This window comes from Xanthobacter albus (genome assembly GCF_043194895.2).
Classification (GTDB): Bacteria; Pseudomonadota; Alphaproteobacteria; order Rhizobiales; family Xanthobacteraceae; genus Xanthobacter.
Map to the genome: position 1 here is coordinate 2,917,702 of NZ_CM195532.1, position 17,012 is coordinate 2,934,713.

Annotated in this window: 14 protein-coding genes and 1 pseudogene; 13 read left to right on the forward strand and 2 right to left on the reverse strand. The window is 67.7% G+C overall.

Going from position 1 to position 17,012, the window contains the following annotated elements:
* Nucleotides 1-81 precede the first annotated feature (81 nt).
* A complete protein-coding gene (locus tag V5F75_RS13055) occupies nucleotides 82-852 on the forward strand; it encodes an IS5 family transposase (protein WP_394034564.1) in 771 nt (256 codons plus the stop codon).
* 207 nt (nucleotides 853-1,059) lie between these two features.
* Here V5F75_RS13055 and V5F75_RS13060 read toward each other — a convergent pair whose 3' ends face one another.
* The gene (locus V5F75_RS13060) at nucleotides 1,060-1,962 is read right to left on the reverse strand and encodes a LysR family transcriptional regulator (protein WP_394034563.1); all 903 of its coding nucleotides are present in this window, start codon (nucleotides 1,960-1,962) and stop codon (nucleotides 1,060-1,062) included.
* Between the two features lie 101 nt (nucleotides 1,963-2,063).
* Here V5F75_RS13060 and V5F75_RS13065 point away from each other — a divergent pair, with 101 nt between their 5' ends.
* The 7 genes and pseudogenes from V5F75_RS13065 to V5F75_RS13095 all read left to right on the forward strand — a co-directional run.
* Complete coding sequence (locus V5F75_RS13065) at nucleotides 2,064-3,185, forward strand: ABC transporter ATP-binding protein (RefSeq protein WP_394034562.1); 1,122 nt, start codon at nucleotides 2,064-2,066, stop codon at nucleotides 3,183-3,185.
* Nucleotides 3,182-4,117: a carbohydrate ABC transporter permease gene (locus V5F75_RS13070; protein ID WP_394034561.1), complete on the forward strand. Its 936-nt coding sequence runs from the start codon at nucleotides 3,182-3,184 to the stop codon at nucleotides 4,115-4,117. Before V5F75_RS13065 ends, V5F75_RS13070 begins: the two co-directional genes overlap by 4 nt.
* Nucleotides 4,114-4,962 (forward strand): carbohydrate ABC transporter permease, encoded by an 849-nt coding sequence (locus tag V5F75_RS13075; RefSeq protein ID WP_394034560.1) that lies wholly within the window; start codon nucleotides 4,114-4,116, stop codon nucleotides 4,960-4,962. The genes V5F75_RS13070 and V5F75_RS13075 overlap by 4 nt, the downstream gene beginning before the upstream one ends.
* Nucleotides 4,940-6,301: an ABC transporter substrate-binding protein gene (locus tag V5F75_RS13080; protein ID WP_394034559.1), complete on the forward strand. Its 1,362-nt coding sequence runs from the start codon at nucleotides 4,940-4,942 to the stop codon at nucleotides 6,299-6,301. Before V5F75_RS13075 ends, V5F75_RS13080 begins: the two co-directional genes overlap by 23 nt.
* A 63-nt stretch (nucleotides 6,302-6,364) precedes the next feature.
* The gene (locus V5F75_RS13085; protein WP_394034558.1) at nucleotides 6,365-7,222 is read left to right on the forward strand and encodes a metallophosphoesterase; all 858 of its coding nucleotides are present in this window, start codon (nucleotides 6,365-6,367) and stop codon (nucleotides 7,220-7,222) included.
* Nucleotides 7,219-7,989 (forward strand): HAD-IIA family hydrolase, encoded by a 771-nt coding sequence (locus tag V5F75_RS13090; protein ID WP_394034557.1) that lies wholly within the window; start codon nucleotides 7,219-7,221, stop codon nucleotides 7,987-7,989. The genes V5F75_RS13085 and V5F75_RS13090 overlap by 4 nt, the downstream gene beginning before the upstream one ends.
* Before the next feature lie 425 nt (nucleotides 7,990-8,414).
* Nucleotides 8,415-8,759: pseudogene (locus V5F75_RS13095) on the forward strand (DUF932 domain-containing protein); the annotation flags it as partial.
* A 59-nt stretch (nucleotides 8,760-8,818) separates the two neighbouring features.
* Here the strand turns inward: V5F75_RS13095 and V5F75_RS13100 are convergent.
* Nucleotides 8,819-9,133, reverse strand: coding sequence for a hypothetical protein (locus V5F75_RS13100; protein ID WP_394034556.1), 315 nt, complete (start codon nucleotides 9,131-9,133; stop codon nucleotides 8,819-8,821).
* 45 nt (nucleotides 9,134-9,178) lie between these two features.
* Here V5F75_RS13100 and V5F75_RS13105 point away from each other — a divergent pair, with 45 nt between their 5' ends.
* The 5 genes from V5F75_RS13105 to V5F75_RS13125 all read left to right on the forward strand — a co-directional run bounded on the left by V5F75_RS13105 (nucleotide 9,179) and on the right by V5F75_RS13125 (nucleotide 16,881).
* Nucleotides 9,179-11,386, forward strand: coding sequence for an oxidoreductase (locus tag V5F75_RS13105; RefSeq protein WP_394034555.1), 2,208 nt, complete (start codon nucleotides 9,179-9,181; stop codon nucleotides 11,384-11,386).
* A gap of 151 nt (nucleotides 11,387-11,537) precedes the next feature.
* On the forward strand, nucleotides 11,538-13,700 hold the full coding sequence (locus tag V5F75_RS13110) for a (Fe-S)-binding protein (protein WP_394034554.1): 2,163 nt from the start codon (nucleotides 11,538-11,540) through the stop codon (nucleotides 13,698-13,700).
* A 3-nt stretch (nucleotides 13,701-13,703) separates the two neighbouring features.
* Nucleotides 13,704-15,110, forward strand: a complete 1,407-nt coding sequence (locus tag V5F75_RS13115) for a hypothetical protein (RefSeq protein WP_394034553.1) — start codon at nucleotides 13,704-13,706, stop codon at nucleotides 15,108-15,110.
* 8 nt (nucleotides 15,111-15,118) lie between these two features.
* Nucleotides 15,119-15,913: an electron transfer flavoprotein subunit beta/FixA family protein gene (locus V5F75_RS13120; RefSeq protein WP_394034552.1), complete on the forward strand. Its 795-nt coding sequence runs from the start codon at nucleotides 15,119-15,121 to the stop codon at nucleotides 15,911-15,913.
* Nucleotides 15,913-16,881 carry an electron transfer flavoprotein subunit alpha/FixB family protein gene (locus tag V5F75_RS13125; protein WP_394034551.1) on the forward strand — a complete coding sequence of 323 codons (969 nt, stop codon included), beginning with the start codon at nucleotides 15,913-15,915 and terminating at the stop codon, nucleotides 16,879-16,881. The genes V5F75_RS13120 and V5F75_RS13125 overlap by 1 nt, the downstream gene beginning before the upstream one ends.
* The last annotated feature ends 131 nt before the right edge of the window (nucleotides 16,882-17,012 follow it).

Genomic DNA, 17,012 nt, shown 5'->3' on the forward strand with positions numbered 1-17,012 from the left:
TGCTCTAGGCGGCAACTTCATAAATTTGCTTGGAAATTTTCGGCATTGGTGATTCGAGGCTTCCGAATAAGGGAGCCTTGCATGGCGCGCCGACGCCACGAACTCGCGGACCACAAGTGGTCGATCATCTCGCCGTTGTTGCCGAACAAGCCGCGCGGGGTTCCCCGTGTTGATGATCGTCGTGTGCTGGACGGCATCCTGTTGCGCTTCCGGACAGGCTCGCCCTGGGCGGAGATCCCTGAACGGTACGGCCCGTCGACCAATTGCTGCAACCGCTTTGTCCGGTGGCGAAAAGCCGGTGTCTGGGATCGCCTCCTCGATGCCGTGCCAAAGGCTTACGACGGCGACACCGTCATGATCTACGCGACCTGTGTCCGTGGCCACCAGCACGCGGCTACAGGAAAAAAGAGGGGGGAGACGATGGTGGCATGGGACGTTCCCGCGGCGGACTTACGAGCAAGATCCACGCGCTCGTCGATGCCGAAAGGCCAGCTCGTCGCCCCGCGCCTGACAGCCGGTCAGGTTGCCGACTGCACCGAGGCCGAAGCGTTGATCGACGATCTCGGAGAAGGTGACATCCTGCTCGCCGACCGGGGCTACGACAGCAACGCCATCCGCGCCAAGGCGGCCGAGCGGCAGGCCTGGGCCAACATCTCGCCGAAAGCCAACCGCAAGGGCAGCTTCGCCTTCTCCCATTGTGTCTATCGGCAGCGCAATCTTGTTGAACGGTTCTTCAACAGGATCAAATATTTCAGGGAGCGTTGCACCCCGCTACGACAGGCGACCGGAAAACTGGCCTGCCGCTGTCAAGCTCGTCGCGGCGAGGATCTGGTGCAAGCGCTTATAAGTTAGCGCGCGAATGAGATTCGCGTCGGGATCACCGGGCGGATAGACGATAATCGCAGTGCGCTTTTCGAAGGAGGGTCTTCCGCGGCGCGGATTTCTGGTGCGAACCGACACGCCGGTGATCATCGGCGAGGGACGGCCGTCCACCCATCCGTGACTATTCGCTCATCAAGGAACCGTTGCTTCGGCAGTGCGCCAGTTCCGAGCCCCCTCCTACCGGGGCGCCCAGAGATCGGCGCCCATTTCTTCGGCTACGTCGAAGAGTGCCGCCACGCTTCGGCGGCGGCGGTAGGGGAGGAGACAGAAGACGTCCTCGTGATGGATGTCGGAGAGTTCGGCAACCTGCAGGCGCACGAGGCCCTCCTGGCGGTTGGTCGCCAGGTCGAACATGAAGCCGACTCCGATGCCCTGCGTCACCGCTTCGATCAAGGCCTCCCGGGTGCCCAGAGTCACCACCGGGTCGGCCGCGAGCTGAGTGCGCGCCAGCGCCGCTTCCAGCTTTCGCTGGGTGAGTGACGGCGGCGGACGGAAGATGACAGGGTGTTCGACCACCTCGGTGAGGGACAGAGGCTGCGGACGCCGCGCCAGCGGATGATCCGAAGCGACGATGGCGACGACACGCTGGGAGGCGAAGGAGACGGCGACCACGTCATCGTCCTTGGGGGCCTCGGTGGCGATGGCGACATCGCAACGCCGTTCACGGATCGCCGCCGTCACTTCGCCCCAGTTGCCGAAACTCGTGGTGATGCGCACGCCCGGAAAGCGGCGGTGATATTCGGCGATCAGCGCCATCGCCGGATTTGGCGCCCCGACTGCGATGGACAATTCGCCGCTTTTCAGCGCCCGCGATGCGCCGAGAAGGCTCGCCGCCACGTCGGCGATGGTGTCGAGCCCATCGGTTTCGGCATAAAGGCTGCGGGCGAGCGCGGTCGGGCGCATGCCCGATCCCGTACGTTCAAAAAGCACAACGTCGTGGGCGCGTTCCAGGGCGCGAATCTGGGCCGTCACCGCAGGCTGGGTCAGGCCGAGACGGTGGGCCGCCCGGGAAATCGATCCGTCCTTGAAAACGGCATTGAAGGCCCGCAGCTGGGCCCAGCTCGGCAGGTCGCTCGACATGGTTCGGTTCCGCGATTTTCCGAGGCCATAAATCATTTTTATATCATGTCATCATGACTGCAAATCAATCTTCTATGCCCCTGGCGATGGAAGGACGCCACATGGCACGTATCGAGATTGACGGCATCGAGAAGAGGTTCGGGCGAACGCCCGTGTTGCGAGGGATCGACCTCGACGTGAGGGCGGGCGAATTCCTGTCCCTGGTCGGCCCGTCAGGCTGCGGCAAGTCGACCCTGTTGCGGATCATCGCCGGCCTGACGCGGGAGGATCGCGGCACGATCCGGCTCGCGGGCGAGAGTGTCGACCAACTGCCGGCGCGCGACCGCGACTTCGCCATGGTCTTCCAGAACTATGCGCTCTATCCCCATCTGACCGTCGCCGAGAACATGGCGGTGCCCCTCGTCATGCGCAGGCTCACCGCGGCGCAGCGGCTGCCATTCGTCGGCCGCCATCTCGCGGGGAGCCGTGCCGCCCGTGCGGCGATCGAGGCCGATGTGACGCGCGTCGCCGAGACGCTGGGCATCACGAAGCTTGCCCATCGCCGGCCGGGTGAACTCTCCGGCGGCCAGCGCCAGCGGGTCGCCCTCGGCCGCGCCATGGTGCGGCGGCCGAAGGCCTTTCTGATGGACGAGCCGCTCTCCAACCTCGACGCCAAGCTGCGCGTGGAGATGCGCGCCGAGATCGCCGCGCTGCACCACCGGCTCGAGACCACCTTCGTCTATGTCACCCATGATCAGGCCGAGGCCATGACCATGTCCGACCGGATCGCGGTGATGATGGACGGGGCGATCCTCCAGATCGGCACCCCGGACGAGGTCTATGCCGATCCGGACACGCTCGGCGTCGCCGAGTTCGTCGGCTCGCCGAAGATCAACGTGATCGCCGCCGACGCGGACCTCGCCACGGCCCTCGGCCTCGCTATCGGGCGCATTGCCGATCCGCAGGGGCTGCGCCTCGCTTTCCGCGCCGAGGCGGTGGGGCTCGTCGAGGCTGGCGGTGCACAGCTCTCCGGTTCGATCGTCCACCTGGAGAATTTCGGCAGCGACCTCATGGTCCACGTTGCGACGGCGGCGGCTGCCGCGCCGATCCTCGTGCGCCGCGATCCGCACGATCCGCGTCCCCGCATCGGCGAGACCTGGGGGCTCTCGATCCGCCCCGATCGGCTGCTCGCCTTCGACAAGGACGGACGGCGGCTGCGCTCTGTCGTGGGGAGGCGGGCATGACCGGGATGTTACGTTCCACGGCGCTTTCCCGTCAGCCGGTCGAGACCGAGCGCCCGCGCCGCCCGCACGAGGAGCGCGCAGCGTGGGGGCTCGTCGCGCCGGCAGCGGTGCTCATCATCCTGATCCTGGCGCTGCCCATGGCCGCCGTGGTCGCGCTCTCCCTCACCGATTATCAGCTGGGCGCGGAAGCCTGGCGCTTCGTCGGCGCCGCCAACTACGCCGATCTCGCCGCCGATCCGGTGTTCTGGCGATCGATCGTCAACACGGTCGTCTACGTGGCCGAGGTGGTCGCCGGATCAACCGCCCTCGGCCTCGCCACGGCCCTGATGCTGCAGGGGAGCGGCGTTCTCGCGCCCTTTTGGCGGACGGTCTTTTTCCTTCCCGTCATGGCCTCGCTGATCGCCATGGCGATCGTCTGGGAATTCATGCTCCATCCCACCTTCGGCCTCGTCAATGGGATGCTCGGCCTGATCGGGATCGCCCCGGTCAACTGGCTGCAGAACAGCGCGACCGCGCTTCCCGCCCTTGCCGTCATCGGCATCTGGCAACAGTTCGGCTTCGCGATGGTGCTGTTTCTGGCCGGCCTCTCGGGCATTCCCCAGGCGCTTTACGATGCCGCGGAGATGGATGGCGCGCCCTCCGCCTGGTCGCGGTTCCGGCTCGTCACCTGGCCGCTGCTCGCGCCGGTGACGCTCTTCGTCGTGGTCATCTCGACCATCCGCTCCTTCCAGGTGTTCGACACCGTGCACGCGCTGACCAAGGGCGGCCCGAACAAGGCGACCGAGGTGCTGCTCTACACGATGTATGCGGAAGGCTTCGAATTCTTCCGCACCGGCCGGGCCGCGGCGATCGCCGTTCTCTTCGTCGCTGCCATGCTCATGCTGACGCTGACCAAGGTCGTCGTGGTCGAGAAGAGGATTCATCTCAAGTGACCCGGCTTCGCAAGCTCCCCCGCGGCCTGTCGGTCGTATCCGTGCTGCGGAACGCGGCGCTCATCGCTCTCGCCGCCGTCACGCTCGCTCCCTTCGTGTGGATGGTCGCGACCTCGCTGAAGGCCCCCGACGAGATCCTGACGCGCGACTTCCACCTGTGGCCGCACCGCTTATGGGCCGCCGAGAACTATGCCAGCGCCTTCGCCGCGGTGCCGCTCGGCCGCTATCTCCTCAATGGCGTGATCGTCACCGCCACGATCCTGGCGCTCCAATTGCTGATCGCCGTCCCGGCGGCCTTCGCTCTGTCCAAGTCGGAGTTCCGGGGCCGGGGCCTGCTCTTCGGCGCGGTGCTGTTCGGCCTGCTCGTTCCCTACCACGCCATCGCGGTGCCGCTCTTCGTCGGCCTCCACGCGCTCGGGCTGCTCGACACCTATGCCGCCCTGGTGACGCCCTTCGCCATCTCCGTCTTCGGCATCTTCCTGATGCGCCAGTTCTTTCAGGGCATTCCGGGGGAGCTTGTGGATGCGGCGCGGATGGACGGCATGTCGGAGCTCGCGATCGTGTGGCGGGTGATGGTGCCGGCGGCCGGGCCGGCGATCTCCGCCTTCGCCATCTTCTCCGTCGTCGCCCATTGGAACGACTATTTCTGGCCGCTCGTCGCGGTGTCCTCCGACACGCTGTTCACGCCGCCGCTCGGGGTCGTCGCCTTCCGCAACGACGATGCGGGGACCAATTACGGCTCCCTCATGGCCGCGGCGACGGTGATTGTGCTGCCGCTCGTCGCCGCCTTTCTCCTCGCCCAGCGCCGCTTCCTGGAAGGCATTGCCTTCGCCGGGCTCAAGTGAGCGCCTTCCCTCGCAATCCGCCACCGGGCGCCGGTCGATGCGCTCGCAACACGGGAACTCCTCGATGAACGCGAAACTCTCGCTCTCCGTCCTCACGCTCGGGTTGACGCTTGTCGGTGGCCCGGCCCTTGCCCAGGCGCCGACGGAGATCGTTGTCCAATACCCCTATGGCGACGTCTTCAACGAGACCCATCGGCGCATCGCCGAGGCCTTCGCCGCCGAGCATCCGGAAATCAAGGTCACCTTCCGGGCGCCCTACAAGGACTATGAGGACGCCACCCAGCGCATCCTGCGTGAGGCGATGACCGGCACGGGGCCGGACGTGACCTTTCAGGCGCTGAACCGGGTGCGCGCGCTGGCCGACAAGAAGGTGGCCGCGCCGCTCGATGACTTTGTCGCCGCCGAGAAGAACTTCGACGCCGAAGGCTTCCACCAGGCCATGTTCGACGCCGGATCAATCGGCGGCAAGATCTACGGCGTGCCGTTCGCGGTATCGCTGCCGATCGCCTATTTCAATCTGGACCTGGTGAAGCTCGCCGGTGGCGATCCGGCGGCGCTGCCGACCACGTGGGACGGCGTCATCACGCTCGCCGCCAAGATCGACGGCGTGAAGCCCGGCGTCCACGGCATGGCCGCGGAATGGCCGATCTCCGGCAACTGGCTGTTCCAGGCGCTCGTCTTCGACAATGGCGGCGCGATGATGGATGCGGATGAAACGCGCGTCGCGTTCGACGCCGAGGCCGGCCACAAGGCCATCGGCACGCTGGCCCGCATGGTGAGCGAGACCAAAACGCCGAACATTTCCGGCAACGACATGCGCACCGCCTTCGCCGCCGGCCAGGTGGGCGTGCTCCTCACCACCACGGCCTATGTGAACACGCTGACAAAGCAGGTCGGTGACCGGTTCACCATGAAGACATCGCCCTTCCCGGGGCTGGTGCCGGGGGTGTCGCGCCTTCCCGCCGGCGGCAACGTGATGATGATTACCGCGACCGATCCCGCCAAGCGCAAGGCGGCGTGGGAGCTGGTCAAGTTCTGGACCGGCGCGCAAGGCGGCGCGATCATGGTCGAAACCACGGGCTACATGGCGCCGAACAAGAAGGCCGCCGATCGTCTCACCGACTTCTACGCGCGGAACCCGAACCAGTTCACCGCCGTCGCCCAGCTTCCCTACCTCACCAACTGGTACGCCTTCCCCGGCGCCAACGGCCTGAAGGTCACCGACGTGATCAAGGACCGGTTGCAGTCGGTGATGGACGGCAGCCGCACCAGCGAAGCGGATGCGGTCCTCGCCGACATGGCACGCGACGTCCAGGCTCTCCTGCCGGCAAGGAACTGACCCCGCGCCTCCCTCGGCGGCGGTCGCCGGGGGAGCCTCCACCTCTCTCCTTCGGTTTTCCTCATGATCAAGATCGTCCACCTCAGCGACACCCATCTGGTTGCCGCGCCTCTCCGCCTCTATGGTCTCGATCCGCGAGAGCGTCTCGCCCGCGCGATCGCCGACATCCGGGCGAACCACGACGACGCCGACCTTTATGTCGTCACGGGCGATCTCGCCCATTGGGGGGAGGCGGAGGCCTACGCCGCTTTCGCCGCCGAATGGGAACGGGCAGGCCTGCCGGTCGTCTTCCTGATCGGCAATCACGACGATCGCGAAACCTTCCGGCGTTCCGTCCCCGGCGCGATGGGCGATGAAAACGGCTTCGTTCAGGGGGAGCGCCGGATCGGCGATGTAACGTGCCTCTTCCTCGACACGGTGACGCCGGGCAGCCACGTGGGGAGCTTCTGCGAAAGGCGTCAAGCCTGGCTCGCCCGCGCCCTGGACGCCGCCGTGGGCGATGTCGCGATCTTCATGCACCATCCGCCGCTTGCGGTCGGCGTCGCGCCCATGGACGCCATCGCGCTGGCCGATGCCGATGCCCTTGCCGCGGTGCTGGAGCCTCATCGCGCGCGGATCCGTCATCTCTTCTTCGGGCATCTGCACCGGCCGATCTCGGGATCGTGGCGCGGCTGGCCGTTCTCAGGCACCCGCGGGCTCAACCATCAATTGGCGCTCGACGGGCACCTGCGCATCGACGGGCGGGCGGCCTCGGGCGACATCGTCGGCAGCCGTGAAGCGCCGGGCTATGCGGTCGCCCTCATGGACGATCACTCGGTCGTCGTCCATTTCGTCGATGTTTCCGACGAGGATGCCCGGTTCTCGCTCATCGCGGAGGAGACCGTGGGCCGTTCCTATGCGCTCGGTACGAGCGCCGAATGACCCGCCCTCCCTCGTTTTCCGGCCGATCGGCGCTCGACGAGGCCCGTGCCCGGATCGCCGCTGCCCGCGTCGTGCTCTGTGACGTCGACGGCTGTCTCGTCGAGAGCGAAGCCCCTTGCCCCGGCGCGATCGACTTCGTCGCCGGGATCGGCGAGCGGCTGCGCCTCGTCACCAACAACTCAACTGACGTTGCCGCGACGCTCTCCGCACGGCTCGCGGCGATCGGCCTCGAGGTGCCGGAGGAGCGCTGCTTTCTCGCCGGCGAACTGGCGATCGAGCACGTGGCGCGGCACTACGCCAGTGCCCGCGCGATGATCGTCGCGACCGCCGCCATCCGCGACGAGGCGGCGCGCCGCGGGCTCGCGGTCTCGGACGCGCATCCGGACGTCGTCCTCCTCTGCAACGATCCCGCCTTCGCCGCCGGACATCTCCAGCGCATCGTCGATGCCGCGCATCACGGCGTGCCGATCGTCGTCGCCAACCCCGATCGCTGGCGGCCCGATCGTTCCGGCCGGCCGTTGATCGAGACCGGCGCCTTTCTCGCGGCCCTGCGCGCTGCGGTTCCGCACGCCGCCGTCACCGTCATCGGCAAACCGGAGCCGACCATCTTCCGCGCCGCCCTCGGCGGCATCGATCCGCGCGAAGCCGTGATGATCGGCGACAATCGCGAAACCGATCTCGTCGGTGCCGAAGCGATCGGGATGGCGGGGATCCAGATCGGACGCGGCCGTTGCGCGGTCGCCGCGGATCTGAACGCTCTGTGGTAAGGGCTGAAGCGCAGCCATTGATCGAGTCCGGGGAAGGTGAGGGGCCTTTGCTCGAAGGCCTGTTGCGGCGAACGACCGTGTCTGTGCCAGATATCGGGTCGGGAGACTGGAAGCAGATCGCGAGATTTGTCCTGTCGCGCTTGTTTGTGAAAATCCGGTACTCAGTGTGGACGTTTTAAATATTATTATGAAGATATCGTCCTATCTGTTTTCATTTCGGAAAATATATGATGATTTATGCGGAATTATATTCCGTTGTAGATGCGTGCAATATTTATATTCTATGATGGCGCGGCAAGGGCTCTGAAAATATAACTCGCTTCCTGACGCGGTTTATTGATCGTGAACGGGCAATGCGGCCTGGTCCGCAGGCGGTTTTAGACCTCGATCAGCAATGTCCGCCGCTCCTCACGAAGTTAGGCCCCATGGCCGAGGTTCAGATTCTGGATGCGCGCCGGGGCGCGGCTGATGGGTCCAGGGACGATGCGAGCCGCGGCGAGCGGAACGGGTGGGTGTCTTCCAAGTGGTTCTCACGGCCGGCGGACGAACGTTATCTGTCTTTGCCGGAGCTTTATGGCGCGGTGCTCGGGCGGTCCGGCCGGAGCCGGAGGCGAACCTCGGAAAGTGCCGCCATCCGTGTCGAGGCGAATCGCGAGATGCCGGACCGGCTGGTGCGCGCGCGACCGGGGGCGAATGCTCCCGTCGCCCCGATCCATTGGAGCTTCGGTTCGCTCGCCAGTCTTGTCGGGGCGCCCGCCGCCTATCTGCGCCATCAAAGCCTGGGACCAAACACCTGGCGCCGGGCCTTTGCTCCCCCTTGATGCCGACCTCACATGAGCCGCCGCGCAGCACCCCGCTGGCCGGGCGAATGCAGGCGGCGCTTGAATCCGCGCTCGGCTTGTGCGGGTGCAATATTCGCTGATTTCTGCACTGCAATAACTTTACCGTTCCAGTTCTCAGCGGACGAGGACTGCGACATAGTGCCATTTGGCACCATTGCCGGGACCGTCCTCCCAGCGGTTAGAATTCTCCCAATAAAAAACGACAGGAAACGACCAGGGACGAGTTTTGCGAAAACATCATGTTTTCGGGCGCGGATGTTTTCGCGCGACGCCTCTCCTTGTGCCTTTTCCGCAAAGAACATTCGGCTGCCACCTGAAGGCGGGCCGGATTGTGCATGGGGAGTGAAATGACCCACGACGACCTGACCATCAGCAAATACGATCTTCTGTTCGAGCCCATTCAGATCGGCCCGAAGGTGCTGAAGAACCGCTTCTACCAGGTGCCGCACTGTATCGGCGCGGGCTCGGACAAGCCCGGCTTCCAGGCCGCGCACCGCTCCCTCAAGGCCGAGGGCGGCTGGGGCGCCATCAACACCGAATACTGCTCGATCCATCCGGAATCGGACGACACCCACCGCGTCTCAGCCCGCATCTGGGACGAAGGCGACGTGCGGAATCTCGCGGCCATGACGTCGGAGATCCACAAATACGGCGCCCTGGCAGGCGTCGAGCTGTGGTACGGCGGCGCCCACGCCCCCTGCATGGAGACGCGCCAGACCGCGCGCGGCCCCAGCCAGTATGCCTCCGAGTTCGAATCCCTCACCTATTGTCATGAGATGGACCACGACGACATCCGTCGCGTGCAGGGCTTCTACGTGGAAGCGGCGCGGCGCGCCCGTGATGCCGGCTTCGATATCATCTATTGCTATGGTGCCCACTCCTACCTGCCGCTGCAGTTTCTCTCAAAATACTACAACAAGCGCACCGACAAGTACGGTGGAAGCTTCGAGAACCGCGCCCGCTTCTGGATCGAGACTCTGGAGCAGATGAAAGCCGCGGTGGGCTCGGACTGCGCCATCGCCACCCGCTTCGCCGTGGACACGCTGATCGGCGAGGAGGGTATCGAGGTGGAACGCGACGGCCTCAGGTTCGTGGAGCTGGCCGACGACCTCGTGGACCTGTGGGACGTGAACGTGGGCGACATCGCCGAGTGGGGCGAGGATGCCGGCCCCTCGCGCTTCTACCGCCAGGGCCACATGCTGAGCTGGCAGCGGTTCGTCAAGCAGGCCTCCAAGAAATGCGTGCTGGGCGTCGGCCGCTTCACCGATCCCGAGAAGATGGTGGAGGTGATCCGCAACGGCGAGTTGGACGTGATCGGCGCCGCGCGGCCCTCCATCGCCGATCCCTTCCTGCCGCAGAAGGTGCGCGACGGGCGGCTCGACGATATCCGCACCTGCATCGGCTGCAACGTGTGCATCTCGCGCTGGGAGATCGGCGGCCCGCCCATGATCTGCACCCAGAACGCGACCGCCGGCGAGGAATTCCGCCGCGGCTGGCACCCGGAGCGCTTCCCCAAGAAGGGCTCGGATGACTCCATCCTGGTGGTGGGCGCCGGCCCCTCCGGCTCCGAATGCGCCCGCGTGCTCATGGAGCGCGGCTATGTGGTGCACCTCGTGGACAGCGCCGAGAAGGTCGGCGGCTATGTCAACGACGTCGCGACCCTGCCTGGTCTCGGCGAGTGGAGCTACCACCGCGACTATCGCGAGGTGCAGCTCGGCAAGCTAGTGAAGCGCAACCGCGACAATCAGATCGCGCTCGGCTCCAAGCGCCTGTCGGTGGACGACGTGCTGAACTATGGCGCCGACAAGGTGGTGGTCGCCACCGGCGCGCACTGGGTGGCGGACGGCACCAACTGCCTCACCCACGGCATCATTCCCGGCCTCGACGGTGTGCGCCGCGACAACGTGCTGACGCCGGAGGACGTGATCCGCGGCACCCGCCCCATCGGCAAGCGCGTCATGATCCTCAATGCCGATCCCTATTACATGGCCCCGAGCCTCGCCCAGAAGCTGGCTGAAGCGGGACATCAGGTGACAGTGGCCACCGGCGTCGAGCTCGGCCGCTACATGCACTTCACCCTCGAATACCCGAACATGCACCGCATGATGCACGAGCTGCACATCAATGTGCTCGGAGATACCTGGGCGAGCCGCGTGGAAGACGGGCGCATCGAGCTCTACAACATCTGGGGCGATGGCCATAAGCGCATCTATACCGGTCCCGGCAAGATGCCCCGTGCCGCAAACACCACCCATGCGTGGCACGCGTTCGACACGCTGGTGCTGGTCACCGCCCGCCGCTCCGACGATGCCCTCTACCGGGGCCTGAAGGCGCGCGCCGGCGAGTGGGACGCCCGCGGCATCAAGGGCGTCTACGTCATCGGCGACGCCTGGGCGCCCAAGCTCATCGCCGACGCCACCTTCGACGGCCAGCGCCTCGCGCGCGAGATCGAGGAGGCGAACCCGCAGGAGCCGAAGCCGTACCGCCGCGAGGCCGCCGTCTACGGCGCGCCCTACCAGCCGGGCGGCTCCTACGAGATCCGCTACCAGGGCTAGTTCCCCCTCTCACCCTGGTTCTGGCGGGCGGGGCGCGTTCCATCCGCGCCCCGCAAGCGCCGCCCCGACGGCGCCCATTCCTTCATTTGGCAAGATGCAGGCTGCGCCCGGCGGGGTGCAGTGCGCCTGAAGCTCCAAGGACGAACACAAGATGATTCCGAGCGGCATCGCACCCACCCAGGTCACGCGTATCCTGTTCCAGGATTTCTCCCTGTGGATGCTGGTGCTGTTCTACGCCTATGCGATCACCGCCATCGCGGTATTCGGCTTCGGCATTCATGTGCAGGTCCGCAAGTATATGAGCGGCAGCCGCGGGGCCGCCTTCTCCTGGCGCGAGCTTGCCGCGCGCCTCACGGGCACCGCGAAGGTCATCCTCAGCCACCGCGCGCTCCGGCGGCGCGATGCCCGTGCCGGGCGCCTCCATGCCTTCATTTTTTACGGCTTCACGCTGCTGTTCATTGGCACCGCCACCATTACCTTGCAGGAGGACATTCTCGGCCCGCTGTTCGGGGTCGATTTCTGGCACGGGCACTTCTATCTCGTCTTCAAGCTGGTGCTGAACTTCGCCGGCGCGGGCTTCGTCGCCGGGCTGGCCTACATGATGTATCGGCGCGGCTGGCTGCGCCCGCCCAAGCTCGACTACGCCCGCCCCGACCGCACCCCCGAGGACACCGACTTCAGCCGCGAGCGCTACCGCATCGAGGACTGGGCCTTCCTGTGGACGCTGCTGCTCATCGGCATCACCGGCTTCATGCTCTCCGGCGCGCGCATGGTGTGGCTCCAGCATGATGCGGCGGTGTGGGAGACCCGCTGGTGGGCACCCGTCGGCGCGCTCGTCGCGGCGGGGCTGAAGGGCGTCGGGCTGACCAGCAACGGCGCGGGCGTGCTGCGCATGGGCCTGTGGTGGTTCCACGGGGTGCTGGCGCTCACCTTCATCGCCCTCATTCCCTACACCAAGGCCAAGCACATCTTCACCGCCGCCACCTCCTGGCTGCTGAAGGACCCGAAGGCCCTGAACCGCCTGCCCCTGGGCGACCTCGATGCCGACCATATCGGCTACCGCACCCTCGGCGACGTCTCCAGCCGCTACCTCATCCAGGCCGATGCCTGCACCAAGTGCGGCCGCTGCCACGAGGCCTGCCCCGCCCGCGCCGCCGGCTATCCGCTTTCCCCGCGCGACGTGATCCTGACCCTGCGCGAGCAGGCCAACAGCCTCCTGGGCGAAGTGCTGCCGAAGCCCGCCGCGACGGCCTGTGCCACGCCGCTCATCGGCCTCGCCGCCGGCGAATTCCGTCCGGAGACGCTGTGGTCCTGCCGCCAGTGCGGCGCCTGCACGGAGATCTGCCCGGTGGGCGTGGAGCACCTGCCGCTCATCAACATGCTCCGCCGCACCCTGGTGGACGAGGGCGAGATGGACGGCGCCCTCCAGCGCACGCTCGGCGCGGTCGGCAAGACCGGCAACTGCTTCAACGAAAGCCGCCGCAAGCGCCCGCAATGGACCCGCGACCTGCCGTTCAAGATCAAGGATGCGCGCAAGGAAGAGGTGGAGGTGCTGTGGTTCGTGGGCGACTATGCGAGCTTCGATCCGCGCAGCCAGAAGGTGAGCCGCGCCTTCGCCCGCATCCTGCATGCCGCAGGCATCGACTTCGGCATTCTCTACGAGGGCGAGACCACCGCCGGCAACGACGTGCGCCGCGTGGGTGAGGAGGGGCTGTTCCAGCAGCTCGCCGAGGGCAATATCGCGACCCTGTCCGGCTGCACCTTCTCGCGCATCGTCACCACCGATCCGCACTCCTTCAACACGCTGAAGAATGAATATCCGGACCTCGGCGGCACCTATCAGGTGAGCCACGCCAGCGCCTATCTGAAGGAGCTGCTCGATGCCGGCCGCATCAGGCCCGCCCGGTCGCTCGACTTCACGGTGACCTATCACGACCCCTGCCACCTCGGCCGCCTGAACAAGGGCTACGACGCCCCGCGCGAGGTGGTGGCCGCCACCGGCGCCAGGCTGGTGGAGCTGCCCCGCAGCCGCGACAACTCCTTCTGCTGCGGCGCCGGCGGCGGCCGGGTGTGGGTGCCGGACCCGCCGGGCACGCCGAAGGTCAGTGAGATCCGCGCCCGCGAGGCGGCGGAGATCGAGGGGCTCGACGTGCTGGTGGTCAACTGCCCCAAGTGCATGACCATGCTGGAAGATGCGGTGAAGACCACCGGCAACGAGCGCAATTTCCGGGTGATGGAGCTCACCGAGCTGCTCGCCGAGGCGCTGGAGGCCGACGAGGCCATCCCCGCCGCTGCCGCCGCCGAGGTGGGCTGAGCCATGGCCGCCCCCGCCCATATGGATGCCCTGCTGCGCGAGCTGGAGCGCCGGGCCGACCCCTATCTCGCCCTGCCGGCCTACGGCGCGGCGGGCGCCGAGGCGAGCGAGGCCGCGCTCGCGCGCCTCCTCCTGTCGCGGGAGCGGCTGAAGCTGGTGTTCGCCGCCTTGCCCTTCACGCCCGCACGTTTCCTGGAACGGCTGGCGCAGGAGGAGCGGCCCGCCGTGCTCTATCGCCTCGCGCGCAATCCGGCGAGCCGCGCGGCGACGCTCCTGGGGGTGATGCAGCAGATGCCGGATCGCGACACGCGGATCGGCGTGGCGGCCCATCCCAATGCCCCGGCCATGCTGCTGGCGGGCTTCGCGGACAAGGCGGACACAGCCATGCGCGGCGCCCTGCTGCGCAATCCGGCGACGCCGCGGCGCGCATTGCATCTGCTGCTGGCCACGGCGGCCTCCGCCGATCTGGCGCTTCTTGCCCGACACCCGCGGGCGGATGTGGGCCTGCTGCGCGCCATCGCCGAGCGGGGGGACGAAACGGCGCGCGGCGAGCTCCTCGCCCATCCGGCCTGTCCGCCGGAGCTTCTGGAATCCGGCCGTCGCGATGCCGACGCCGCCATCCGCCGGCGCTGCGCGGGGAACCCCGCCTTGCCGCCGGAAGCGCTGAAGGCGTTGCTGACCGATCCGGATGCCGGCGTGCGCGCCGAGGCCCTGCGGGCCGCCACCGGCACCATGGACGCCCCGGAGGCGCAGGACGAGGCGGCGAGCGTGCGCCGGGCTCAGGCCCGCCACCTGCGCCTGCCGCCCAGCCTCGCCGCCACCCTCGCGGACGATCCCGACGTGTGGGTGCGCACCTGGCTCGCGCGCAATCCCGCACTGCCGGAGGCGCTCCTGCGCGCCCTCTGCCGCGATCCCGAGATCCAGGTCCGCCACGCGGCGGGGCGCAATCCGCGCTGTCCGCAGGATGCCCTTGCCGCGCTCGCCGCCGACGCGGTCCATTGGGTGCGAGCGGGCGTCGCGAGCCGGCCCGACCTGCCTCTGCCCGCCCTGCGCGCCCTGGAGGCGGACGAGGGCGTGGACGTGGCCTCCGCCGTCGCCCGCAATCCCATGGCCCGCGCGGACATCCTCCAGGCGCGCGCCGCCCATCCCGATGCCGATGTGCGCCGGGCGGTGGCACTCAACCCGGTGGCGCCCGCGCCCGCCCTGCGGCCACTCCTGGACGATCCCTATCCGCTGAACCGCGCCATGGCGGTGCGCCACCCGAACCTGCCGGACGCCGACGCCTGGCGGCTCGCCGACGACCCCGAGCCGCAGGTGCGCTTCGCTGCCGGCGCGCGGGCGGTTGCCCGCCTCTCCGCGCGCGCGGCGCCGCCCCGTGCCCGCGTGCCCGAACTTTCTCCAGCCCTGTGAGGACGCCCATGAAGATACTCGTGCCGGTGAAACGCGTCGCCTCCCTCGACGACGAGTTCGAGGTCCGCGACGACGGCCGCGACGTGGACCCGGACTTCTGCGAGTTCGACCTCAACGAATTCGACGAATACGCCCTCGAAACCGCCGTCCGCATCAAGGAAGCCTCGCCCGAGGGGGCGGTGGAAGTGGTGGCCCTCACTGTCGGCCCGGATGATGCGGACGACACCCTGCGCAAGGCCCTCGCCAAGGGCGCCGATCGGGCCATCCGCGTGGACGACGCCGACCTTGCCGATGCCGACCGTGTCGCCATCGCCCGTGTCATCGCCAAGGTGGCGGAGCGGGAGGAGCCGGGCCTCGTGCTGTGTGGCGCCCAGTCGTCCGACTTCGGCCATGCGCAGACCGGCATGTCGGTGGCGGCGCTGCTCGGCTGGCCGCGGGTCGCCGTGGTCTCGCGGCTCGACTATGCCCCCGGCGCCGCGGCCGCCACCGTCGAGCGCGAGCTTGAAGGCGGGCTGGTGGAGCGCCTGGAGCTGGAAACGCCGGCGGTGCTCACCATCCAGCTCGGCATCAACACGCCGCGCTACGCCTCGCTGCGCTCCATCAAGCAGGCCAATGCCAAGGCCGTCGAATGCCTCGCCCCCGGCGACCTCGGGCTTCCCGACGGCGAGATCGGCGGCGCCGGGGCCTTGAGCCGGGTGCGGCGCGTCTATGTGCCCGAGCGGGGCAAGAGCGAAATGATCGAGGGCACGCCCGCCCAGCAGGCCGCCCGTCTCTTGGCGATCATCGAGGAGGTGCAAGGCTGATGTCTGGAATTCTCATCCTGGCGGAACACCGGCGCGGCGAGCTGCGCCCCGCCACCCTGGAAGCCATCGGCGCCGCCGGCGGCCTGAAGGACACGATCGGCGGCCCGGTGAGCGTGGTCGTCATCTCGAACGACCCGGCGGCGCTGGTGCCGGCGGTCAGTGTCGGCGCCGTGGACGAGGTGCTCACCGTCGTCCATCCCGATGCCGCCACCTTCGAGCCGCACCTCTACGAACAGGTGCTCAACCGCCTGATCGCGGAGCGCAAGCCCGCTTTGGTTCTCCTGCCTCACAGCGTGGACAGCTGGGCGCTCGCACCGGCGGTCGCCATCGCCGGCGGCCTCGGCTTCGCCACCGACGTGTTCGGCCTTCAGGTGGAGGAGGGCGCCGTCGTCGCCACGCGCGCGGGCTATCAGGAGAAGGTCTTCGTCGAGATCGACTTTCCCGGCCGCGCGGGCGTCCTCGTCACCCTGCGCGGGGGCGCCTTCGAGCCGGCGGCCGGCGCCGCCCAGCCACGCCTCGCCCCATGCGAGGCCGGCGACGCCAGACGGCGCAGCCGGCACCTGGAATGGCGTGATCCTCCCGCCACCGGCGGCATCGACATCCCCGGCTCGCCCTTCATCCTCTCCATCGGGCGAGGCGTGGGCGACGAGGCGAACGTCGCCCAGTTCCTGGAGCTGGCGGAGGGGCTCGGCGCCACGCTTGGCTGCTCTCGGCCCATCGCCGACAGCGGCTGGCTGCCCAAGGCGCGCCAGGTGGGCCAGTCGGGCCAGCTCGCGGCCAAGTGCAACCTCTACGTGGCCATGGGCATCTCCGGCTCGGTGCAGCACCAGTGGGGCATGAAGCACGTGGAGAACATCATCGCGGTCAACAAGGACCCGGAGGCCTCCATCTTCTCCATCGCCCGCTACGGCATCGTCGGCGACATGCTGGAGATCGCCGATGAGCTGAGGCGGCAGAAGGGGCTCTAAGGCGCCCTCCAGACAGGACTTTCCCGCCCGGCCCCGAACCGCGCCGGGCGGCGCATGCGTGAGGTCCAATCAATTCGACAACAACGCCCGGGCCGGCGGCCGCCTCTCAACGGCCTCGCGCACACGGGCGA